This window comes from Paractinoplanes hotanensis (assembly GCF_023717965.1).
Lineage (GTDB): Bacteria > Actinomycetota > Actinomycetes > Mycobacteriales > Micromonosporaceae > Actinoplanes > Actinoplanes polyasparticus.
Genome location: NZ_JAMQOL010000052.1, coordinates 13,887 through 33,900, shown reverse-complemented (window position 1 = coordinate 33,900; position 20,014 = coordinate 13,887). Strand labels below are relative to the sequence as shown.

18 protein-coding genes and 12 tRNA genes are annotated in these 20,014 nt (G+C 70.3%); 9 read left to right on the top strand and 21 right to left on the bottom strand.

Features of this window, described 5'->3' with window-relative positions:
• Positions 1-132 precede the first annotated feature (132 nt).
• Positions 133-342, top strand: coding sequence for a hypothetical protein (locus LXN57_RS35180; protein WP_251802545.1), 210 nt, complete (start codon positions 133-135; stop codon positions 340-342).
• A gap of 2 nt (positions 343-344) precedes the next feature.
• Here the strand turns inward: LXN57_RS35180 and LXN57_RS35175 are convergent, their stop codons facing one another.
• From LXN57_RS35175 to LXN57_RS35165, 3 genes are all read right to left on the bottom strand, one after another.
• Entirely contained in the window at positions 345-1,100 is a 756-nt protein-coding gene (locus tag LXN57_RS35175; RefSeq protein ID WP_251802544.1) for a DUF5753 domain-containing protein, read from the bottom strand.
• Positions 1,101-1,483: 383 nt separating this feature from the next.
• The gene (locus LXN57_RS35170; protein WP_251802543.1) at positions 1,484-2,134 is read right to left on the bottom strand and encodes a response regulator; all 651 of its coding nucleotides are present in this window, start codon (positions 2,132-2,134) and stop codon (positions 1,484-1,486) included.
• Entirely contained in the window at positions 2,131-3,168 is a 1,038-nt protein-coding gene (locus LXN57_RS35165; protein WP_251802542.1) for a sensor histidine kinase, read from the bottom strand. Before LXN57_RS35165 ends, LXN57_RS35170 begins: the two co-directional genes overlap by 4 nt.
• Before the next feature lie 98 nt (positions 3,169-3,266).
• On the opposite strand from LXN57_RS35165, the gene LXN57_RS35160 reads away from it, so the two are divergent.
• Positions 3,267-3,842 carry a hypothetical protein gene (locus tag LXN57_RS35160; protein ID WP_251802541.1) on the top strand — a complete coding sequence of 192 codons (576 nt, stop codon included), beginning with the start codon at positions 3,267-3,269 and terminating at the stop codon, positions 3,840-3,842.
• Positions 3,843-3,964: 122 nt separating this feature from the next.
• Here the strand turns inward: LXN57_RS35160 and LXN57_RS35155 are convergent, their stop codons facing one another.
• The 10 genes from LXN57_RS35155 to LXN57_RS35110 form a co-directional block, all read right to left on the bottom strand.
• Positions 3,965-5,338, bottom strand: coding sequence for a glycosyl hydrolase family 18 protein (locus LXN57_RS35155; protein ID WP_251802540.1), 1,374 nt, complete (start codon positions 5,336-5,338; stop codon positions 3,965-3,967).
• A 101-nt stretch (positions 5,339-5,439) separates the two neighbouring features.
• Positions 5,440-6,210 carry an enoyl-CoA hydratase-related protein gene (locus LXN57_RS35150; RefSeq protein ID WP_251802539.1) on the bottom strand — a complete coding sequence of 257 codons (771 nt, stop codon included), beginning with the start codon at positions 6,208-6,210 and terminating at the stop codon, positions 5,440-5,442.
• 166 nt (positions 6,211-6,376) lie between these two features.
• A tRNA-Cys gene (locus LXN57_RS35145) sits at positions 6,377-6,447 on the bottom strand.
• A gap of 88 nt (positions 6,448-6,535) precedes the next feature.
• Positions 6,536-6,608 (bottom strand) — tRNA-His (locus LXN57_RS35140).
• A 2-nt stretch (positions 6,609-6,610) separates the two neighbouring features.
• Positions 6,611-6,682, bottom strand: a tRNA-Val gene (locus tag LXN57_RS35135).
• Positions 6,683-6,802: 120 nt separating this feature from the next.
• A tRNA-Val gene (locus tag LXN57_RS35130) sits at positions 6,803-6,874 on the bottom strand.
• A gap of 2 nt (positions 6,875-6,876) precedes the next feature.
• Positions 6,877-6,952: transfer RNA gene (locus LXN57_RS35125), tRNA-Met, on the bottom strand.
• 2 nt (positions 6,953-6,954) lie between these two features.
• Positions 6,955-7,027, bottom strand: a tRNA-Lys gene (locus LXN57_RS35120).
• A gap of 1 nt (position 7,028) precedes the next feature.
• Positions 7,029-7,118 (bottom strand) — tRNA-Ser (locus tag LXN57_RS35115).
• 7 nt (positions 7,119-7,125) lie between these two features.
• A tRNA-Ile gene (locus LXN57_RS35110) sits at positions 7,126-7,199 on the bottom strand.
• 17 nt (positions 7,200-7,216) lie between these two features.
• Here LXN57_RS35110 and LXN57_RS35105 point away from each other — a divergent pair.
• Entirely contained in the window at positions 7,217-8,095 is an 879-nt protein-coding gene (locus LXN57_RS35105) for a hypothetical protein (protein ID WP_251802538.1), read from the top strand.
• A 2-nt stretch (positions 8,096-8,097) separates the two neighbouring features.
• On the opposite strand, the gene LXN57_RS35100 is transcribed toward LXN57_RS35105, so the two are convergent.
• From LXN57_RS35100 to LXN57_RS35085, 4 genes are all read right to left on the bottom strand, one after another.
• A tRNA-Ala gene (locus LXN57_RS35100) sits at positions 8,098-8,170 on the bottom strand.
• Between the two features lie 32 nt (positions 8,171-8,202).
• Positions 8,203-8,275: transfer RNA gene (locus LXN57_RS35095), tRNA-Leu, on the bottom strand.
• 3 nt (positions 8,276-8,278) lie between these two features.
• Positions 8,279-8,352 (bottom strand) — tRNA-Thr (locus LXN57_RS35090).
• Between the two features lie 66 nt (positions 8,353-8,418).
• A tRNA-Leu gene (locus LXN57_RS35085) sits at positions 8,419-8,491 on the bottom strand.
• A gap of 630 nt (positions 8,492-9,121) precedes the next feature.
• Between LXN57_RS35085 and LXN57_RS35080 the strand changes: the two genes are divergently transcribed.
• Complete coding sequence (locus tag LXN57_RS35080) at positions 9,122-9,274, top strand: hypothetical protein (RefSeq protein ID WP_251802537.1); 153 nt, start codon at positions 9,122-9,124, stop codon at positions 9,272-9,274.
• A 191-nt stretch (positions 9,275-9,465) separates the two neighbouring features.
• Positions 9,466-10,812, top strand: a complete 1,347-nt coding sequence (locus LXN57_RS35075) for an FAD-dependent oxidoreductase (protein WP_251802536.1) — start codon at positions 9,466-9,468, stop codon at positions 10,810-10,812.
• Between the two features lie 93 nt (positions 10,813-10,905).
• Here LXN57_RS35075 and LXN57_RS35070 read toward each other — a convergent pair whose 3' ends face one another.
• Positions 10,906-12,138 carry an NAD(P)/FAD-dependent oxidoreductase gene (locus LXN57_RS35070; protein WP_251802535.1) on the bottom strand — a complete coding sequence of 411 codons (1,233 nt, stop codon included), beginning with the start codon at positions 12,136-12,138 and terminating at the stop codon, positions 10,906-10,908.
• Positions 12,139-12,264: 126 nt separating this feature from the next.
• Between LXN57_RS35070 and LXN57_RS35065 the strand changes: the two genes are divergently transcribed.
• The 4 genes from LXN57_RS35065 to LXN57_RS35050 are packed head-to-tail and all read left to right on the top strand — an operon-like array spanning position 12,265 to position 14,784.
• Positions 12,265-12,990 (top strand): SDR family oxidoreductase, encoded by a 726-nt coding sequence (locus LXN57_RS35065; protein ID WP_251802534.1) that lies wholly within the window; start codon positions 12,265-12,267, stop codon positions 12,988-12,990.
• Positions 12,987-13,427, top strand: a complete 441-nt coding sequence (locus LXN57_RS35060) for a DUF4345 family protein (protein ID WP_251802533.1) — start codon at positions 12,987-12,989, stop codon at positions 13,425-13,427. Before LXN57_RS35065 ends, LXN57_RS35060 begins: the two co-directional genes overlap by 4 nt.
• Positions 13,420-14,352: an NAD(+)/NADH kinase gene (locus tag LXN57_RS35055; protein WP_251802532.1), complete on the top strand. Its 933-nt coding sequence runs from the start codon at positions 13,420-13,422 to the stop codon at positions 14,350-14,352. Before LXN57_RS35060 ends, LXN57_RS35055 begins: the two co-directional genes overlap by 8 nt.
• 60 nt (positions 14,353-14,412) lie before the next feature.
• Positions 14,413-14,784, top strand: a complete 372-nt coding sequence (locus LXN57_RS35050; protein ID WP_251802531.1) for a ChaB family protein — start codon at positions 14,413-14,415, stop codon at positions 14,782-14,784.
• On the opposite strand, the gene LXN57_RS35045 is transcribed toward LXN57_RS35050, so the two are convergent.
• From LXN57_RS35045 to LXN57_RS35035, 3 genes are read right to left on the bottom strand one after another with little or no spacing between them, the layout of a single operon-like run.
• Positions 14,762-15,964, bottom strand: coding sequence for a metal-dependent hydrolase family protein (locus LXN57_RS35045; RefSeq protein WP_251802530.1), 1,203 nt, complete (start codon positions 15,962-15,964; stop codon positions 14,762-14,764). The genes LXN57_RS35050 and LXN57_RS35045 overlap by 23 nt on opposite strands.
• The gene (locus LXN57_RS35040) at positions 15,961-17,655 is read right to left on the bottom strand and encodes a hydantoinase B/oxoprolinase family protein (protein WP_251802529.1); all 1,695 of its coding nucleotides are present in this window, start codon (positions 17,653-17,655) and stop codon (positions 15,961-15,963) included. Before LXN57_RS35040 ends, LXN57_RS35045 begins: the two co-directional genes overlap by 4 nt.
• On the bottom strand, positions 17,652-19,709 hold the full coding sequence (locus LXN57_RS35035; RefSeq protein WP_251802528.1) for a hydantoinase/oxoprolinase family protein: 2,058 nt from the start codon (positions 19,707-19,709) through the stop codon (positions 17,652-17,654). The genes LXN57_RS35040 and LXN57_RS35035 overlap by 4 nt, the downstream gene beginning before the upstream one ends.
• Positions 19,710-20,014 lie beyond the last annotated feature (305 nt).

The window sequence follows — 20,014 nt, the reverse complement described above, 5'->3', positions numbered from 1 at the left end:
CTGAACGTAGGCCCAGAGGCCCTAACGGAACGAGCACCCCCGGCTGCCACCGGAGGTGCTCACTTGTCCCAACTGTCCCACCAAGCCGGTCACACGGATCGAAAGGACGAGCCGGTGAAAAGTCTAGTACTCGTGCTGTCCGTACAACAGCCGCCGCCCGAACACGACGCCTCAATAGTTATGGTCGTCGGCGCGGCCATCCTCATCATGCTCGCCCTCCGGCTGATCGCACGGTCGTTGCGGCCGGTAGCGGAAGTGCTCAAATCGGCGGTCGCCATGGGGCTGGCGGTCGTGCTCGCTGTCATCGCCCTGTTGCTGGTGATTCTGTCATTGTTCGCCTGAGGTCAGGCCCACGCTGTCAGAAGCGGAACGGCCAGGCCGGACAAGACGTCGAAGCGTTCGCGATGAGCGCGGACCTCTTCCGGCCCGGCCCGCACGACGTCACCTTTCGCGTCCTCCAGATAAAGCAGGTCCGGCTGCTCGAGAATGACGAACGGGCCTTTGATTCCCTCGTGGAGACCGGCTCGATAGGGCGCTACCCGGATGTCCAGGCCCGGGTGCGCCGCGAGCTGCCGCAGGCGGTCCATCTGGGCCCGCATGATCCGCGGCCCGTCGCCGTCGGCCCCGTCCCAGCAGTGCAGCGCGGACTCGTCGATCACGAAGCGCAGCGCCGGAGCGTCGTCGCGAGCGAGAATCTCCTGCCGGGCCAGGCGGGCCTGCACCAGGGGCTCGAGAGTCGCGTCGCCGGCGAAGAAACTGAGTGTTGCCTCGGCGTACTCCCTGGTCTGCAGCAGCCCCGGGATGACGTACGGCTCGAAGGTGCGGATGCTGGAAGCTTCCTGCTCGTAGGTGGCCAGCAGCCGGACTTCTCGGCTCAGCACGTCGTCCCCGAGGCCGGACGCCGGGATCCGCTGGTCGGCCAGGCCGTAGTGGTCGAGCAAGGCTGACAGCCGGCCGTCGTCGATGCCGCCGGCGACCGCTTCGACCGTGAGGAAATCGACGAGCGACCATCCCAGGGCCTCGGCCAGGTGCTGCGGGCTCGCGCCGGAGTCCGTCCGTGCTCTTCTGAGCCGGTTCCGCAAGGTGGGGCGGGGATCCATGCGATCAGCTCCTCAGGGCTTCCGAAACGGATCGGCGTGGTGGTGGCCTCTTCTCGTCGGCTCAAGATCGGCAACTACTGGCAGCACTATGCTACCTATCGACTTGCCGGATTCAGCAATATCGGGACGCGTGAGTATGGGGAATCTCGGCAGCGGCATTGACCGGAGTGCGTGCCGACATTTCGGAGTTCCAGTCGCCGGAGAAATCCCGTATAATCGCGCAGGTCGCCTGAAATTCTGTCCTTTCAGCGCCGGTCCCGGGACCTCGAGCGCCCTTCCAGGTGACACCCCGGAAACGCGAGCGTCCAGCTTGCGGGATTTGTCTCTTCGGGGAAATTCGAGTGTTCTTCCCAGGATCAACAAGCGCGTCTGCCACGGTCACCTCAGGCGAGGCCGGACTGATAGGCGAAGACGACCAGTTGGGCTCTGTCCCGGGCACCGAGCTTCGTCATGGCCCGGCTCACGTGGGTGCGGGCGGTGGCGGGGCTGACGGTCAGGTGAGCGGCGATCTCGTGGTTGTTCAGGCCCTGGGCGACCAGCGTGACGATCTCGCGTTCGCGGTCGGTCAGGCGGGTCAGGTCGCGGTGCGGGGTCAGCGGGCGGGGCGCCGCGGCGGTGAACTCGCGGATCAACGTGCGGGTCACCGAGGGGGCCAGGAGGGCGCCGCCGTCGGCGATGGTGCGGACGGCGTCGAGCAGGGCGGGCGGGCTGGTGTTCTTCAGCAGGAAGCCGCTCGCGCCGGATCGCAGGGCCGTGAAGACGTACTCGTCATGTTCGAAAGTGGTCAGCACCAGGACGCGGGTGGTGGCGAGGGCGGGGTCGGCGACTATGCGGCGGGTGGCCTCGAGGCCGTCGATGCCGGGCATGCGGATGTCCATGAGGACGACGTCGGGGTGGGTGCGCCGCGCCTCGGCCACCGCGGCCAGGCCGTCGGCGGCCTCGGCGACCACCGCGAAACCGTCGGAAGCCTCGAACAGGGCGCGCAGGCCCAGGCGTACGAGTTGCTGGTCGTCGGCCGGCAGGACGGTGATCATCGAGGGCTCCGGGGGATGACGGCGTGGATGGCGAAGGTGCCGCCCCGCGCATCGGTGGTCAGGGTGCCGCCGGCCTGCTCGACGCGGCGGCGCATGCCGGTGAGGCCGAAGCCGTCGGCGTGGCCGGTGGCCCGTACGGGATTGGAGATGTGCAGGTCGACGCTCTCCGGGCGGTGCTCAATCGTCACCCGGGCGCGGGGGTCGGCGGCGTGCTTGACCACGTTGGTGAGCGCTTCGCGCAGCACCCGGTAGGCGGCCGGGGGCAGCGGGGCGGGCGCGCCGTCGACAACCAGGTCCACGTCGACGCCGGCCCGGCGGACGCGGGCGCACAACTCCTCGGCCTGGGCCGGGCCCGGGGTCTCGGCCAGCCCGGCCAGCGTCGCGCGCAGTTCCTCGAGCGCCTCCGAGCTGGCGGCGCTGATCGCGGTCAGCGCCTCGACGGCCATCTCGGGACGGGTGTCACGCAGGTGCAGCGCGATGTCGGCCTGCATCTGGATCGCGGCCAGCCCGTGCCCGACCACGTCGTGCACCTCGTGGGCGACGCGCAGCCGTTCGGCGTCGGCGATGTGGCGTTCGGCCTCGGCACGCTCGCGGGCCTGCGCGTTGACGACCTGCCGGCGGGCGACGCCGATCGTGAACGGGACGACCACCCACGCGGTGCCCGGGGCGAGGCCCGACAGCGGATCTTCGAACAGGTGCAGCAGCAGCACGAACAGTGCGGGCACGGACCAGGCGGCGGCCTGCCGGACGGGCCGGGCGCGGGCGACACCGTAGACACAGACGGCGAAGGCCAGCAGGATCGGCCCGTACGGGAAACCGATTATCAGGTACGCCGAGGTGGTCGCGGCCGCCGCGAGCAGGGCGGGCCCGGGCCAGCGGTGACGCAGCGCGGGCAGCGCCGCGGTGGCGACGACCAGCACGAAGGCGACGGCGTTGACGGGGCGGTCGGCGGCCGACAGGTCGTCGAGCACGGGCAGCGTGGCCAGGCCGGCCGCCGCCAGAGCGACGGGGACGGCCAGGTCGCGTGCGCGCATGGGGTTACCGTGCCATGCGGGCGGCCGGGATGCGTACGTCAGCGGGCGTACGTCCCTGCCCCGACGCGCACGCCGCCGCCGGCGAGCACTCTGGGCGCATGGTGCCCGTTTACCGCAAGTTCTGGCTCGTGCTGCACATCGTGTCGGCGAGCGCGTGGATCGGCGTCGACGTGATGGTGGCGGTGCTGGTCGGCGTGGGCGCGCTCAGCGACGACAGCGCGCGGCGAGGTCTGGCCTATCAGGCGCTGGGCTCGTTCCTGGTGTGGCCGATGCTCGTCTCCGGGCTGGTCTGCCTGGTCACCGGCCTGGTGCTGGGGCTGGGCACGAAGTGGGGGCTGGTCCGCTACTGGTGGGTGGCGATCAAGCTGGTGCTCAATGTGGCGCTCTGCACCCTGATCCTGCTGCTGCTCCGGCCCACCATGCCGGAGGTCGCGGCGTACGGGAAAAGCTTGTCGGCCGGCGAGGCCGTGACCTTCGAGGTGAGCAGCCTGATCATGCCGCCCGTGGTCTCCCTGACGCTGCTCGGCGTGGCCACCGTCCTGTCCGTCTACAAGCCGTGGGGCCGCATCCGGCAGCTCAGCGGGCGAGGTGGGCGGTCAACTCAGCGGGCCGGCTGGGCGCCCCAGCCGGCGGCAGGGTTCCGGTCGGCCGAGCTGAATACACACGAAGCATGAGGTGATCGTGCCGACGGGAAAGCCGCAGGTCAGTCGCCCGGAAGAGCGGCGGTCCGCCTCCCGGTGGGGGAGACGGACCGCATGGGTCAACCTTTCAGAGGCACCAGTTCAGAGGCACGAGCTCAGGGGAGGACCCAGCGCTGGTTGGCGCCGGCGAAGCAGTCCCAGATGTGCAGGCGGGTGCCGTTGGCGGACGAGTTGTTGGACGCGTCCAGGCACCGGTTGCTGCCGGTGTTGACCAGGGTGCCGTTGGACTGGGCCTGCCACTTCTGCGCGTTCGTGCCGTTGCAGTCGTAGATCTGCACCAGCGAGCCGTTGGCGGTGCCGGCGGCGGCCACGTCCAGGCACTTGCCGAGGGCGCGGATCGTGCCGTCGGTGCCGACGGTCCAGTTCTGGGCGGTGGTGCCGTTGCAGTCGTACAGCTGGACGGCCGTGCCGTTGGCGCTGCTGGCGGCGGCGACGTCGACGCACTTGCCGGCGATGCCGGTGATTCGGCCGGTGCGGCCCGACGGCGGCGGGGTGGTCGGGCCGCTGCCGCCCATGACGGTCTCGTAGATCGCGCTGACCAGCGAGTTGGCGCCGGTCGCGTCCTGCGAGAGCTCCCAGTTCATGATGCCGCCGGCGTTGGCCAGGGCCCACTGGGTCTTGCGGCGGATGGTCGGCAGACCGTTGTAGCACTCGCCCGACGGCGTGCAGTCACGGTTGGCGTTGGCCGGGTCCTGGGCGACGAGCTGGGCGTACGTCAGATAGCCGGGCCGGCTGTAGAACGGGACCCCGAGGACGGTCTTGGCCTTGGGCAGGCCCCGGTTCTTCCAGAAGTTGGCGGCGTTGATCGACCAGTCGTAGTTGGCGTGCGGCGACCCACCGTCGTACGCCATGATGTTGAGCCAGTCGACGTAGCCGAACACGGCCGGCTGGACGCCGTTGGCGGTGCCGCCCTCGCTGACGACCGCGGCCGTGAGCAGCTTGCCCTCGTTGTGCAGGGCCGTGCTGAGCTGCTGCATGAGCGCGGTGTAGTTGTTGCCGGAGGCGCCCGGGTCCGGGTACTCCCAGTCCATGTCGACGCCGTCCAGCCCGTACTGGCGGACGGTGTTCATGACGTTGGTGACGAACGCCGTCCGGGTGCCGGAGTTGGCGGCGAGCGACTCGAAGGCGGAGTCGTTGCCGTCGTTCCAGCCGCCGATCGCGAGCGACACCTTGACGTTGTTCTGGTGACCGAGGGTGACGAGCTGCTGGAGCTTCGCGGTGTTCTCGATCGGCTGCAGGGTGCCGTTCGCGTTGGGCAGGGCGAACGAGTAGTTGATGTGGGTCAGCTTCGAGTACTGGACGCTCGTGACGTTGCCGGCCCACGACGGCATGTAGCCGACGCTCTTGAACCCGTTGGGCAGCACGGCCGCCTCGGACGTGCCCTGGACGGCCAGCGCCGTGAGGGTGCCGACGGCGGCGACGGTGAACGCGGTGGCCGCTGCGGCCCACCGGCTTCTTCTGATTGCCATGGGGATGGTGACCCTTCGTGTCCGGCGCACAGGGGGTCGCGCCGTGGGGATGACTCGGGTCACTAACTTTTAGCAAGACTTACTAATAGTCGTCAATATATTCAGCGGTTCCGGAAATCCGGCGGGCGCCGTTCCATGAACGCGCGCTGCCCCTCGCGCTCGTCGTCGGAGCCGACCGTGGCGGCGATCAACTCGTGGGCGCGTTCGATCATGGACGGGTACGCGGCCGCCTTGATCGCCGCCTTGGCCGCCCGCACGGCGAGCGGGGCGTTGGCCGCGATCGCGTTCGCCGTGGCGATCACGTCGGCTTCGAGCTCGCCCGCCGGCACCAGGCGGTTGACCAGGCCTGCGCCGAGGGCCTCGCGGTCCGCGTACGCCCGTGCCGTGAACAGCATCTCGCCGGCGTGCGCGGGCCCGACCACGTGCACGAGCGTCTGCGCCAGGGCGAACGGGTAGCCGATGCCGAGCCGGGCCGCGGGGATCCCGAACGTGCTGCCCTCGGCCGCGATGCGCAGGTCGGCGCTGAGCGCGAGGGCCATCCCGGCGCCGAAACAGTGGCCGCGGATCATGGCGATCAGCGGCGTCGTCAGCCCGCTCAGCGTCTCGAACAGCCCGGTCAGCGTGCGCTCCCACGTCTCGCGGGCCGCCACCGAGTCGTGGTGGGCCGCGAACTCGGAGATGTCCGCCCCGGCCGTGAACGTCTCGCCGGCCCCACGAAGCACGACCGTCCGCATCCCAGGATCAAGGTCCATTTCCCGTACGGCGGACTCGAGCGTGGCAAGCATGGCGGTCGACAGCGCGTTACGGCGGGCAGGGTTGCTCATGGTGACCCATCCGACGCCGTCCCGAACCTCGGTGACGATCTCTGGCACCCGCGTCACGCTACTCCGGCGCGATCAGGCCGCTCGCGTACGCGACAGCTCTTGCCCTGTCCCGCGGGCCGACCTTGTCGGATGGCCTCTTTGCCGTCCGCCGCGGAAGCCGGCGCCCTGCCCGACGACGGCGGCCGCTCGGGCAACTCACAGCGGATGGCGATCGAAGCCGCAGCCGGATTCGAACCGGCGTAGACCGCTTTGCAGGCGGCTCCCTGACCACTCGGGCATGCGACTGTGGTGCGCGTCCCTGGTGCCGACCCAGGTCTGTCGAGAGGCGACGGTTTTACGGACCGCTGGACGTGCCGCCGTCCACGACGCGCAAGGTGGCTGGCCGGGTTCGAACCGGCGACCTCCGGGGCCACGTCCCGGCGCTCTGCCCACTGAGCTACAGCCACAGTGTCCGTACCAGGATTCGAACCTGGGACCTTCCCCGTGTGAAGGGGACGCTCTCCCACTGAGCCATACGGACGCACGTGTTCCCGGCAGCGCGCTCCGGGCTGAGTGTTCCCGGCTGTGTGCCCCGGGGCTGAGTGTTCCCGGCTGTGTGCCCCGGGGCTGAGTGTTCCCGGCTGTGTGTCCCGGGGCTGCGTGTTCCGGGCTGGGATCGAACCAGCGACCTCCGCCTTGTCGGGGCGGCGCTCTCCCGCTGAGCTACCGGAACGGGAGCAGGGGCGGGATTCGAACCCGCGGTTTCCGGCTTATGAGACCGGCGAGGACGACCGAACTCCTCCACCCTGCAGGTGCGCCGCCGGGGAGTCGAACCCCGAACCCACGGATTAAGAGTCCGTTGCTCTACCAGTTGAGCCAGCGGCGCGTGGCGGAGACGGGGCGAGTCGAACGCCCACGGGGTGTGACCCCCCAACCGCTTTCGAGGCGGCGGCCGGCGCCCATCGGCTGGCGTCTCCGTGATCGTGTCGCCGGGTGGGTTCGAACCACCGGCCTCCGCCTTATCAGGGCGGCGCTCCAACCTGCTGAGCTACGGCGACTGGGCAAGGATGCTTCCATGAACTTTGATCTCGATGCCGCGGTCTCGTTCGTGACGACCCACGCCCGCGTACTGGAACGACGCCGGCTACGGCACCTGCTGGGGGAGGGCTCGCCCGGCGAAGTTCTGCTGGCGCTCGACGCCCACCGCAACCTCGACGGCGGGTTCGGCTGGGCGCTCGAACCGGATCTGCGGTCGACGACCAGCCAGCCGGTCGCGGCCATGCACGCCCTGGAAGTCCTGGCCGACGTTCGCGACACCAGCAGCCGGACGGTGGATCTGTGCGACTGGCTCGCCGCGCACACGCTGGCCGACGGCGGCACACCGTTCGCCCTGCCCTACCCGGACACCGAGGGCAGCGCGCCGCACTGGATCAACGCCGACCCGGGCACCTCCTCCCTCCAGATGACGACCCAGCTGGCCGCGCAGGCACACCGGCTGGCCGGGCACCGCAAGGACGTCGCCGACCATCCGTGGCTGAGGGCGGCGACCGGCTACTGCCTGGACGGGATCGAGCAGACATCCGGGACGCCGGCCGCCCACGAGGCGATGTTCGCGATGCACTTCCTGGACGCCGTGGCACCCATCTCGGCCCGGGCCCGCTCGCTTCTCGACGGGTTCGCTTCCCACGTATGCATGGACAGACCGACGCCTGTTGCCGGCGGCGCCGAGGGCGAGGTGCTGCATCCGCTCGACTTCACGCCCCATCCGCACTCGCCGTCGCGTGCGGTGTTCGACCGGGACGCCGTCACGGCCGACCTGGCACGGCTGGCCGCACAGCAGAAGCCGGACGGCGGCTGGGACATCACCTTCACTGCATGCAGCCCGGCGGCGGCCCCGGAATGGCGCGGCTACGCCACCGTGCAGGCCGTCAACGTGTTGCATGCCAACGCCTGACGTGGACCCGGCCGGGGTCGAACCGGCCACCTCCGCTGTGCGAGAGCGGCGCTCTACCAGATGAGCTACGAGCCCTGGAAAACCTGATCCCGAAGAACCTCGGTGCGTACCCGGAGCGCGATTCGAACGCGCACTGGCGCCGTCCTGAGCGGCGTGCCTCTGCCATTGGGCTACCCGGGCATGAGCCGGCGGCGGGACTCGAACCCGCAACCTGCCGATTACGAGTCGGCTGCACGAGCCATTCGTGCTGCACCGGCTTGGTGGTGTGCCTCGTCGCCGGCACGAGGTGAGTCGTGCGGTGTGAGTCGTGCGGCGTTGACGCGTGCCCTCGGCGCGATTTGAACGCGCACTGGCGACGTTCTCGACGTCGTGCCTCTGCCGTTGGGCTACGAGGGCGTTCTGAAAGATCTCGTCCGGAGCCCCCGAGTCGAACGGGGTGTCTCACGCTCCCAAGGCGCGCGGGTTGCCGTCTCCCTCGCTCCGGATTCGTTGTGCCATCCGCTGTGGAGTTGTCAAATATCAATCGCGCCCGGTGGTGTCCGGTGCAATTATCGGGGCAGCGCGAAATGGCCCGCGGTGCGGATGGAATGGAGTCACAGGAAAGCGAAAAAACCGCCGTCCCTTGTCGGGTTCGGCGGCTGTTCTGCGCTAGCGTCCGCTAGCTGCGCCACCGAGCCCGGTAGGGCTTGCCGTAGGGTGCGAGGCCGCACGTCAGGACGGCACCGACATGCGGCGTGAGCAGCTGCGGTGTAATCGAGGCGTGCCGCGACATCGGTCTCTCCTTGTCCCTGTTGTTCCCGGTGTGATGACTACGGTAGGCCGCTCGCCGCGCGTTGGCAACGCTATTTGCTGCCACTTTCCGAGGGCCGGTATCCATTACTCATTGAGCTGCTCGGCGGCAACCCCGCAGCGCCACAATGTGGATAACCGCGGGCCTTGTGGATAACTCTCTGCCGCCGGTGGGAACGGCTATGGTCGAGCCACCTCCCGGGCCCACCGGAAGCGATGGAAGGAGTTGCCGCATGAGTGGCGTTGACAGGCCGGCTGTGCACCTGGCCATCCCGGTCGACGAGCTCGAGGCCGCGCGTCGCGGCGGCCGTGGTTCATCTGAGCCTGCCCGAGGCGCTCTGGTCGTCGGGCGCCGTCCTCGACCTGAACGGAGCTTCCTACCTGCGGTGACCACCAGGAAACGGGCGTCGGCCGTTGCGGCGGCGCTGGATGGTTCGGCAGGATGGCCTGGTAGCGATGGTTCTCGATGCCCGGCTATCGTGGGTTCGGGAAAGAAACTTTAGCGTTTACGGGGGGCTCGGGTGACCGCTGCGCGCAGGTTCGCTGCCATTTCGACGTCTGAGCCTCCGACGGGCCGGCGGGTGCTGTTCCGGCAGGCCGTCGTGCTCGGGGGCAGCATCGCCGGGCTGATGGCGGCCCGCGTGCTCAGCGATCACGCCGAGCAGGTGCTCGTCATCGAGCGGGACGACCTCGTCGGGCTCGACGTGCCCGACGACCAGATCGCGGCCGATCCGGAGAACGCGATCGGGCCGCGACCAGGGGTGCCGCAGGGCAGCCAGGTGCACGCTCTGCTTCCCTCGGGGCTGAACCAGCTGGAGCGTTTCTTCCCGGGCTTCATCGAGGCGGCGCTCGCGGCCGGCGCGGTCAACCCGGCGCCCGGCACCAACCGGTTCTACATGGACGGCGAGCTGCGCGGCGATCCGCCCACCGGGCCGGCCGCGCAGGGGCTGGTCGCCAGCCGGCCCTTTCTCGAAGCGCTGATCCGGCATCGGGTGCTGGCGCTGCCGAACGTGCGCACGGCTCACGGCCGCGCCGACGGGATAGTGCTCGACGGAGACAGTGTCGTCGGGGTGCGCTACGGGGACGAGGAGGTGACGGCCGACTTCGTCGTCGACGCGATGGGGCGGTCGAGCCGGCTCGGGGACTGGCTCGAGTCGCACGGGTTCCCCAAGCCGCCGATGCAGCGGATGGGGATCAAGCTCAACTACGCGACCGCGCTGTTCCGGCGGCCGGCCGACGCGAAGGTGCTGACCTGCATCTCGATCGCCAATCCGGGGCCGGGCAAGGTGGCGCGGATCGGCGGGTTCACGCCGATCGAGGGCGATCGGTGGACGGTGCTGGTCTCGGGGTACGCCGACGACCGGCCGGGGCGAGACGCGGGCGAGTTCCGCGAGCGGTGTGTGGACGACTTCCCGTCCGAGTTCGGCGAGGTGGCCACGACGGCGGTGCAGGTCGGCGACGTCATCACCTATCACCAGGCCGACAGCCGGCGGCGGGATTTCCATCAGCTGACCCGGTTCCCGGCGCGACTGGTCGCGGTCGGTGACGCGGTGGCCTCGTTCAACCCGGTCTACGGGCAGGGGATGACCTCGGCGACGCTGCACGCCTCGGCGCTCTCCGAGTATCTGCGCGGCGAGCCCGATCTCGCGAAGCCGGCCATGTCCTACTTCCGCGACGTCAAGGTCGTCGTGGACGCGGCGTGGCAGGTCTCCACGATGGCCGACCTCGCGCTGCCGCACGTCGACGGGCCCTACCCCAAGGGCTACCGGGCCATCAGCTGGGCCAGCGGGCTGATGTTCAAGGCGTCCATGCGCGACCAGACGATCAACCAGCGCCTCGGTCAGGTCACCACCATGCTGGCCCACCCGAGCGCGCTGACCGAGCCACGCTTCCTCCTGCGCGCCCTGGCGATCGGCGCCCGCGCCTGATGCCACCCGCCCGCGCCGGGCAGCAGCAGGAGCCGGCGCGTCGGGCGGGAGCAGTGCGCGTTGGGCAGAAATGAGTGCTGCGCCGGACTGGAGTCAGCTTTCGGGGAGGGACCAGGAGCGGCCGAACCAGCGTTGGATGCGGTCGCGGCCGAAGGCCTGTTTGTCGGCCGCCAGCGTGGGGGACGGGCCGATGAGGGCGCCGACCGGGGGGCGGCCGGACACGAACTTCACGTCCACCTTGGCCACCTCGTCGTGGCCGAACTCGAGGTAGCAGACGCCGCGGCCGTCGTACTCGGTGGCGCCGGGCTCGTCGCGTACGGCTGCGAGGACGCGGGCCGCCACCACGGCCGCCTGGCCCTCGGCGAAGACGCCCGCCTTGGGGGTGCCGACGCTCGTCACGTCGCCCACCGCGTAGACGCCGGGGAACGACGTCTCCAGGGTCAGCGGGTCCACCGGGATCCAGCCGTCGACTGCCAGGCCCGACTCGGCCACCACCGCGGGGACGCGATGCGCGGGTACGCCCAGGAAAAGGTCGTACGGGAGTTCGCTGCCGTCGCTCAGCACGGCTACCTTGCGGTCCGGGTCGAGGGAGCGCACCAGCCGCTCGGGCATCCAGTTGATGCCGCGCTCGGCGAAGGCTTTCAGCACGGCGGACGACGCGTCGGGGGACGGCGGGATCGGTTTGCCCAGCGGCATGACCAGGGTGACGTCGCAGGGCAGGCCGCGGGACGTGAGGAACTCGTGGGCCAGCAGCGCGGTCTCGCTGGGCGCGGGCGGGCACTTGAACGGGGTCGAGGTGACCGCCACGACCACCCGGCCGCCCTCGAACGCGGCCAGCGCGTCCGCCGCCGCGAAGGCGCCGGCGACCGTGTAGAACTCGTTCCCGCCCTCGAGCAGGCCGGGTGTGGCGGCCGGATCGAGGTCGGCGCCCAGCGCCACCACCAGGATGTCGGCGTCGAACGGGCCGGCGCTCGTCTCGACCCGTTTCGTCACCGGGTCGATGGCGGTGATCCGCGCGTTGACGAACCGGACGCCGGGGTTCACCAGGTCGGCGTAGCGGTGCAGCACCTGGTCGGGGGCGGCCCGTCCGAACATCACGTCGAGCTTCGAGAAACCGAAGACGAAGCCCTCGGCCTGGTCGATCAGCGTCACCTCGACGCCGGCTGAAGAAGCGTCGGCCGAAGAAGCGCCGGCTGAGGAGCCGTTGGCTGAGGAGCCGTTGGCTGAGGAAGCGCCGGGCGAGGAAGCGGCGGCGTGAGCGCCCACGATCGTCGCCAGTTCGAGTCCGCCGAAGCCGGCTCCCAGCACCACCACGCGCGTCGTCATGTCGGCAGGCTAGCCGCGCTATGGCCCGCGCCACACGGTGTCACACGAGGTTCCGCCTTCTCGTCCTTCTCACGAAGAGCCGAAACAGGGGCTCGGGCAACCGGGTCGACGAGAAGGATGGACACAATGAGGATGGCGGTCGCCGGTGGCACCGGCTGGGTCGGCAAGCTCCTCGTCGAGAAGGCACGGGCCGCGGGCCACGAGGTGGTGGTGATGTCGCGGTCGACCGGGGTCGATCTGACCACCGGCGCGGGGCTCGACGAGGCGCTGCGCGGCGTCGATGTGGTGATCGACGTGGTCAACATCGAGACGCTCAGCCGCAAGGCTGCGATCGCGTTCTTCGAGAGCACGACGCGGCACCTGCTCGCGGCGGAGGAGAAGGCCGGCGTGAAGCACCACGTGGCGCTGTCGATCGTCGGTGTCGACCGGGTCGACTCGGGCTACTACGCGGGCAAGCGCCGCCAGGAGGAGCTGGTGCTGGCCGGTCCGATCCCGGCCACCGTGTTGCGGGCGACCCAGTTCCACGAGTTCGCGGCGCAGGTGCTGGCCCGGGTGCCCGGACCGGTGAAGGTCGCCCCGGTGATGGTGACCCGGCCGGTGGCCGCGGCCGACGTCGCCGCCGAGCTGGTTCGGCTGGCCGAGGGACCCGCTCAGGGCCTGGGGGCCGAGATCGCCGGACCTGAGGTGCTCAGGCTGGCCGACATGATGCGGCGCGTCGCCCCCGGCAAGCTCGTGCTGAGCCTGCGGCTGCCCGACGCCGCGTCGCGGGCCATGGCACGCGACGGGCTGCTGCCGATCGGGCAGTTCCGGCAGGGCGGGATCACGTTCGAGAAGTGGGCGGCCACCCGATGACCCTCGAAGTCAAGCGGTGGTTCGCCGGCATCCTGGCCGTCACGGCCGCGGTCGTGGGCACGTGGGCGGCGGCGTTCCCGATGTCGTTCTACAGCGACTTCCCGGGCTTCCGCAGCGGCTGGGTGTCGACCCTCAGCCCGTACAGCGAGCACCTGATCCGCGACGTCGGGGCGCTCTATCTGGCGCTGCTGGTGCTCAGCGTGTGGGCCTGGCGGCGCCCGACGGCCGACGCCATGCGGGTCACCGGCGGGGCGTGGCTGATCTTCAACGCCATCCACTTCCTCTGGCACATGCTCCACCTCGAGATGTTCGAGACCATCGACAAGATCGGCAACGCGGTCGGCCTCGGCGGCGTGCTGGTGCTCTCGATCCTTCTGCTGGTGCCGGTCAGGAGCGGCGCGGAAGATCGGGACGTGGCATGGTCGGGGAATGGGTAAGCGCGTACTCGGCCTGGTTGTTCACCCCCGCAACGACGTGAGCGAGTCGGTCGCGACGGTCACCGCGCTCGCGAGCAGGCACGGCATCCGGGTCGTGGCCCGCCCGGCGGACGCCGACCGGCTCGGCGACGGCGTCGAGCCGGTGGCGGACGAGAACTTCGCCGACGAGGTGGAGTTCGTGTTCAGCCTCGGCGGCGACGGCACCATGCTGGGCGCGATGCGGCTGGTCGCCGGTCGGCCGACCCCCGTGCTCGGGGTCAACCACGGCAACGTCGGCTTCCTCATCGAGGTCTCGCCGCGGGAATTGCGGCACTCCCTGGAACGGCTGATCGCCGGCGACTTCAGCCTCGAACCGCACAGCTGCCTCGAGCTGACCGGCCGGGCGGAACCGGCCCTGGCCTTCAACGACGTGGTCCTCACGACCACCGTCCCGTGGACGGCGGTGAGCCTGGACCTCGAGATCAACGGCATGCGGTTCGGCTACTTCCGCAGCGACGCCGTGGTGGTGTGCACGCCGACCGGGTCGACCGCCTACAACTACGCCGCGGGCGGCCCGATCATCTCGCCGTCGGCGCCGCTGATCGGCCTGACCCCGGTCGCGCCGATGTCCGGCATCACCCGCCCGATCGTGCTGGGCGGCGACGAGACGATCCTGCTGCGGGCGCCGGGTCACGAGACCCGCGTTTCGCTCGACGGCGCCACCGTCGTCACCATCGCCGAGGGCGCCGACATGGTGGTGCGGATGCGCCCGAACGCGACCAACGTGGTCCGCTTCGACCAGGACGCGCACGGGGCCCGCTCCCGCGTGAAGCTGAGCCTGCTCGACCTGCCGCTGCGCCCGGAGCAGCTGGTCGAACTGGTGCCGGAGGAACTTCGCGACCGCGCCCGTCGCCTGACCGAGGTCCCGGCCGGCGACGAGGCCTAGGCCTGTTTCGGCTGATCGCCCGTGGGAAAACAGGGGAGAAGCCGAGATCAGGAGGTTGTCATGCCGGCTCGCAAGGATCTGCCGGGCACGCTGAAGCGGTCGCCGAAGAAGGCCCAGGACACGTACGTCAAGGCGCACGACTCGGCCGTGAAGGAGTACGGCGAGGGGGAGCGGGCGCACCGCACCGCGCTGTCCGCCGTCAAGCACTCCTTCGAGAAGGTGGGCGACCACTGGGAGCCCAAGGCGAAGAAGGGCCCCAGCGACAAGAAGGCGGCCGGCGGACGGGGCACCAAGGCGAAGACGGCCGGCGGCGTCGACGCCAACGCGAGCAAGGATCACCTGCTCAAGGTGGCGAAGAAGCTCGACATCACCGGCCGCTCCACGATGAAGAAGGACGAGCTGGTCAAGGCTATTCAGAAGAAGAGCCGCTGACGACCACGCCGTTCTGCACCACGGTCCGCTCACCCGCCCACAGGACGGAGGGCGAAGCGAGCGGGTCGCCGTCGAGGATGAGCAGGTCGGCCACCGCGCCCGGCGCCACCCGGCCGAGATCGTCCCGGCCGAGCAGCGCGGCGTTGACCGAGGTGGCCGACTTGAGCGCGGTCAGCGCGCCGTCCACCTCGACCTGCAGGCGCAGCCCGTTGAGCTGCTCGTCCTCCAGGACGCCCATCAGGTCGGTGCCGAAGCCGACCTGGACGCCGGCTTCCCGGGCGAGCACCACCGCCTGCCGTCCGGCGTCCAGGACCTCGCGGTTCTTCGCGCGGGACACAGCGGCCATGCCCAGCGCGGCGCCGCGGCGGTCCATGGCGTCGTAGGCGGCCAGCGTCGGCACCAGGAACGCGCCGGCCGAGGCCATCGCGGCGGCCGTCGGGGCGTCGAGCAGGTTGCCGTGCTCGATCGTGCGGACGCCGTTGTCGATGGCGTGCCGGATCGACTCGGCGGAGTAGGCGTGCGCCGCCACGTAGCTGCCGCGCCGCGCCGCCTCCGAGGTGACCGCCCGGATCTCCTCCGGCGAGTACTGCGGGATGCGGATGGGGTCGGTCAGCGACACCACGCCACCGGACGCCATGATCTTGATGGCGTGGGCGCCGCGGCGCAGCCGTTCGCGCACGGCCACCCGCAGGTTGTCCACCCCGTCGACGACCTCGCACGTGTGCGTGTTGCAACCGCACACGTCGGAGTCGGCCGCCCGGAAATCGCCGTGCCCGCCGGTCTGGCTCAGCGCAGCGCCGGTCCACAGATAGCGTGGCGAGGGCAGCAGCCCCTCACGGATCGCCCGATCCAGTCCCGCGTCGCCGCCCGACGGGTCGCGAATGGTGGTGAAGCCGCGGGACAACGCCGCTCGCAAGCGCCGAGCGGCCACCAGCGCGACGTAGCTCAGCGGGCGCGACTCGATCTCGAGCATGTCGAGACCGATTCCGTACGCGTGACAATGCGCATCGATGAGGCCGGGGAGCACAGTCCTGCCCCGGGCGTCGATGGTCCTGTCCGCCTGCTGCGGCGCGCCGCCGACGGCCGTGATCCGGCCGTCGACGACGTGCACAGCGCCCTCGCTGAGGTCGTCCGAGACCCCGTCGAAGATGGTGGCGTTGACGATCGACAGCGAAGTCACCGGGATGCCTCGAACGTGACCGGGTCCACCGTCACGCCGTAGGACGCGAGCGCGGCCGCCACGGAGACGAAGCCGTTGCGGACGTCGGCCGCCACCTTCGCCGGGTCGCGGTCGAACGGGTTGCCGTAGCCGCCACCGCCGCCGGTGTTGTTGACCAACACCTCGCCCGTGTCGAGCAGGTTGTAGCTGCCGCCGGTGACCTTCTCGCGGTCGGTGCCCGGGTTGAGCACGATGTGGTTGTTGTCGCCCTCGGCCCCGCCGTCGATCGACCACGGCTTGGTCTTGGTCTTGTAGACGATGCAGATGCCGGTCGAGGGGGCCGTGAACCGGTACGACCGCTGCACGCCGACGCCGCCCCGGTTGCGCCCGGCGCCGCCGGTGTCGGGCCGGTACCCGTACGACTCGATGAACATCGGCGACTTGGTCTCGAGCACCTCGACCGGGTTGTTGCGGCAGCCCGGCTCGGAGATGTGCATGATCCCGTCCGCGCCGTCGCCGTGGGCGTGCCCGCCGAAGCCGACCGCCTCGTTCGTCGCCTCCAGCCACGCCTCGCCGTTGCGCGGGTTCACGCCCAGCCCCATCATCGAGCAGACGTCGCCGCCCGAGCAGGCCGGCACCAGGTCGGGCATGCCCTGGGCGAGGGCCTTGAGCACCACCTCGCCGCCGAGCAGGCCGGTCCACAGGGTGAAGGTCGGCATCGGGGGTACGGCGTGCATGACCGAGCCGGGCTCGGTGATCACGCGCAGCGGCCGGAAGTTGCCGGCCACGACCGGGGTTTCGGGCGTGGTCAGCGACTTGAAGATGAGGCTGCAGAACGCCTCGGTCTGGCCCACGGGCAGGTTGATCGGGCCGCGCACGTCCTTGTCGCTGCCGGTCCAGTCGACGATCATCTCGTCGTCGGTCACGGTCACGGTGACGTTCATCTTGATCATGCGGTCGAGGTCGACGCCGTCCTGGTCGACGAAGTCGTGCGCCGTCCAGGTGCCCTTGGGCAGCTTGGCCAGGGCGATCCGGGCCAGCCGCTCGCCGTGGTCGTTGATCGCGGCCATCGCCTCGGTCAGGGTGTCGGCGCCGTACTTGGCCGCGATCTCCTGCGTACGCCGTACGCCCGAGAAACAGGCCGAGACCTGCGCCTGGAGGTCGCCGATGGTGCGCTCGGGCAGCCGGCTGTTGAACTTGACGACGTTGAAGATGTCCTCGTTCATCTCCCCCTCGCGGTACAGCTTGGCCGCGGTGAAGAAGATGCCCTCCTGGTACATGTCGGTCGAGTCGAGGACGTAGCCGGGGTCCTTCTGCTTCAGGTCGAGCACGTGGATCCGGCACGAGGTGAAGCCGATCAGCTCGCCGTCCGCGCTGTGCACCGGCGCGAACACCAGCGGGTCGAGCGTGTGGGCGGACGACCAGTACGGATAGTTCAGCAGGATCACGTCGCCCGGCCGCAGCTTGTCCCGGCCCAGGAACTCCACGGCCCGCTTGATGCCGTGGTCGTTGCCGCGGGTGAAGACGGCGATGCCGGGCGCGTCGGCCACCACGTCGCCGTTCGCGTCGTGGATCCCGATGCCGTAGTCGTGAATCTCGTAGACGACCGTGTTGTAGGCCGTCCGGCACAGGTTGCGGGCCATCTCCTCGGCCGCGGCCAGCAGGCCGTGCCGGATGACCTCGATGGTGATCGAATCGACGGCGGTACTCATGAGGCAGCCCCCTGGACGGTGATGACCATTTCGCCGTGCGCCCCGACGCGCAGCTGGTCGCCGGCGTGGATCACGGTGGTCGCGGTGTGTTCGTGGATCACGGCCGGACCGGCGATCTCGTCGCCGGCCAGCAGCTCCTCGCGGGTGTAGAGCGCGTACGGCACGGCCGGCTGATCGGCCGAGACGTACACGTCGCGGTGGCCCTCGGGCTCGGCCGGGCCGGATTCCCGTACGCCCAGCTTGGGCAGCGTGGGCTTGTCGACCTGACCCGAGGCGCGCAGCCGGAGCGTGGTGATCTCGATCGGGTCCTCCATGACGTGGCCGTACTGCCGCTCGTGGAGCTCGGTGAACTCGCGCTCGACGACGGCCGCGAGACCTGCCGCGACACCGGTCGCACCGCCGGGAACCGGGACCGTGACGGTGTGCTCCTGACCGGCATAGCGCACGTCGACGCTGCGGGTCAGCACCTGCTTGTCCGGCGCGAAGCCCTCCGCGGCCAGCGCCGCGGACGCCTCGGCCGCCATCTCGTCGTAGCTCGCGGCCACGGCCGGCGTGTCGAGCTCGGCCAGCGGGGTCACCGCCGTACGGGCGAAGTCGTGCTGCACGTCGGCGAAGAGCATGCCGAACGCCGAGAACGCGCCCTGCCCGGGCGGCACGATGACGGTGGGGATGCCCAGCTCGTGGGCCACGTCGACGGCGACCAGGCCGCCACCGCCGCCGAACGAGAGCAGAGCGAAGTCCTTGGGGTCGCGGCCGACCTCGACCGTGATGGCCCGGACGGCGCCCATGATCTTCGTAGTCGAGATGCGGATCATGCCCCGGGCCAGGCCGAGGGGTGTCATCTCGAGTTTCTCGGCGAGGGGTTCGAGAGCGCCCACGGCGAGCCGGTCGTCCAGGCTGAGCCGGCCGCCGAGCGCCGCCGTCGTGCCCATGTAGCCGACCGCGAGCGCGGCGTCGGTGAAGGTGGGCTGGGTGCCGCCCCTGCCGTACGAGGCCGGGCCGGGGTCGGCGCCGGCGCTCTGCGGGCCGACCTGCAGCGCGCCCGCGTCGTCGAGCCAGGCGATCGAACCGCCGCCGGCGCCGATGGTGTGGATGTAGAGCGACGGCGTGTTGATCGGCAGGTTCTCGAACTCGGCCCCCTGGTGCAGCACCGGCTCGCCGTCGATCACCAGCGACGCGTCCAGGCTGGTGCCGCCCATGTCGATGGTGATCAGGTTGGGCTGGCCGATCAGCTCGCCGAACGCGGTGGCGCCGATGACGCCGCCGGCCGGGCCGGACAGGATGAGGCTGACCGGTTGCTCGCGGGCCGAGCTGGCGGTCATCGCGCCGCCGCCGGAACGGGTCATCAGAAAGCGCCCCTCGAACCCGCCCTCGGCCAGCTCGTCCTCCAGCCGCGAAAGGTAGCGCCGCACGATCGGCTTGACGTAGGCGTCGAGCACGGCGGTGCTGGTGCGCTCGTACTCGCGGTACTCGCGGGACAGCTCGTGCGAGACGGTCACGACCACATCCGGCGCGACCTCGGCCAGGATCTCCCGCATCCGGGATTCGTGGGCCGGGTTGGCGTACGAGTGGAGGAACGCCACCGCGACCGAGTCGTAGCCCCGCTCGGCGATCGTCGCGGCGACCGTACGCGCGGCTTCCTCGTCCAGCGGCCGGTGCACCGAGCCGTCGAAGAGGCTGCGCTCGGGCACCTCGAACGTGTCGTACCGCTCGACCAGCGACGGCGGCTTCTTGTACGTGATGTCGTAGTTGGTTCGCCGGTCGGTGCGCCCGAGCAGATAGACGTCGCGGAAGCCGGCCGTGCCGATCACCGCCGTGCGGGCGCCGGTGCGGGTGAGCAGGGCGTTGAGCCCGAGCGTGGTGCCGTGGGTGAACATGCTGACCTCGGCCATCGGCGCCTCGGTCGTGCCGAAGGCGTCCAGGACGCCCGCGGTGGGTTGCGACGGCGTGGTCGGCACCTTCCCGAATCGGATCTCGCCGGTCGCCGGGTTGAGTTCGACGACGTCGGTGAAGGTGCCGCCGACGTCGATCGCGACGCGGCTGTTGCTGGTCATCGTGAGATCGCCTTTCGCCTTTTCCCGCGCACACGGCGACGCCGCTGTTTCCAGGGTGGGAGTGACAGCTGATTTCGCCGAGCGGGAGTGACAGCTGACGAGAAGAGGCCCGTTGTCCGGCGGGCGGGTGGTCAGCTGATGGTGATCGCCGGTTGGCGCGGCGAGGCCCCGAACCTGTCACAGCGGTTTCTGAGGTGTCAATCGGCGCTGGTGAGGGCGTCGCGTCCGGTGAACGGGCCGTCGGGCGGCCCTGCACAGCGCCGCCCGCCGCCGCTGTGCTGGGCGCACATCCGTGGCGGAACGGC

Coding starts and splice junctions, on each gene's coding strand:
- LXN57_RS35175 (WP_251802544.1), bottom strand. CDS start 1,100: ATGGATCCCCGCCCCACCTTGCGGAACCGGCTCAGAAGAGCACGGACG.
- LXN57_RS35170 (WP_251802543.1), bottom strand. CDS start 2,134: ATGATCACCGTCCTGCCGGCCGACGACCAGCAACTCGTACGCCTGGGC.
- LXN57_RS35165 (WP_251802542.1), bottom strand. CDS start 3,168: ATGCGCGCACGCGACCTGGCCGTCCCCGTCGCTCTGGCGGCGGCCGGC.
- LXN57_RS35160 (WP_251802541.1), top strand. CDS start 3,267: ATGGTGCCCGTTTACCGCAAGTTCTGGCTCGTGCTGCACATCGTGTCG.
- LXN57_RS35155 (WP_251802540.1), bottom strand. CDS start 5,338: ATGGCAATCAGAAGAAGCCGGTGGGCCGCAGCGGCCACCGCGTTCACC.
- LXN57_RS35105 (WP_251802538.1), top strand. CDS start 7,217: ATGAACTTTGATCTCGATGCCGCGGTCTCGTTCGTGACGACCCACGCC.
- LXN57_RS35070 (WP_251802535.1), bottom strand. CDS start 12,138: ATGACGACGCGCGTGGTGGTGCTGGGAGCCGGCTTCGGCGGACTCGAA.
- LXN57_RS35065 (WP_251802534.1), top strand. CDS start 12,265: ATGAGGATGGCGGTCGCCGGTGGCACCGGCTGGGTCGGCAAGCTCCTC.
- LXN57_RS35060 (WP_251802533.1), top strand. CDS start 12,987: ATGACCCTCGAAGTCAAGCGGTGGTTCGCCGGCATCCTGGCCGTCACG.
- LXN57_RS35055 (WP_251802532.1), top strand. CDS start 13,420: ATGGGTAAGCGCGTACTCGGCCTGGTTGTTCACCCCCGCAACGACGTG.
- LXN57_RS35050 (WP_251802531.1), top strand. CDS start 14,413: ATGCCGGCTCGCAAGGATCTGCCGGGCACGCTGAAGCGGTCGCCGAAG.
- LXN57_RS35040 (WP_251802529.1), bottom strand. CDS start 17,655: ATGAGTACCGCCGTCGATTCGATCACCATCGAGGTCATCCGGCACGGC.
- LXN57_RS35035 (WP_251802528.1), bottom strand. CDS start 19,709: ATGACCAGCAACAGCCGCGTCGCGATCGACGTCGGCGGCACCTTCACC.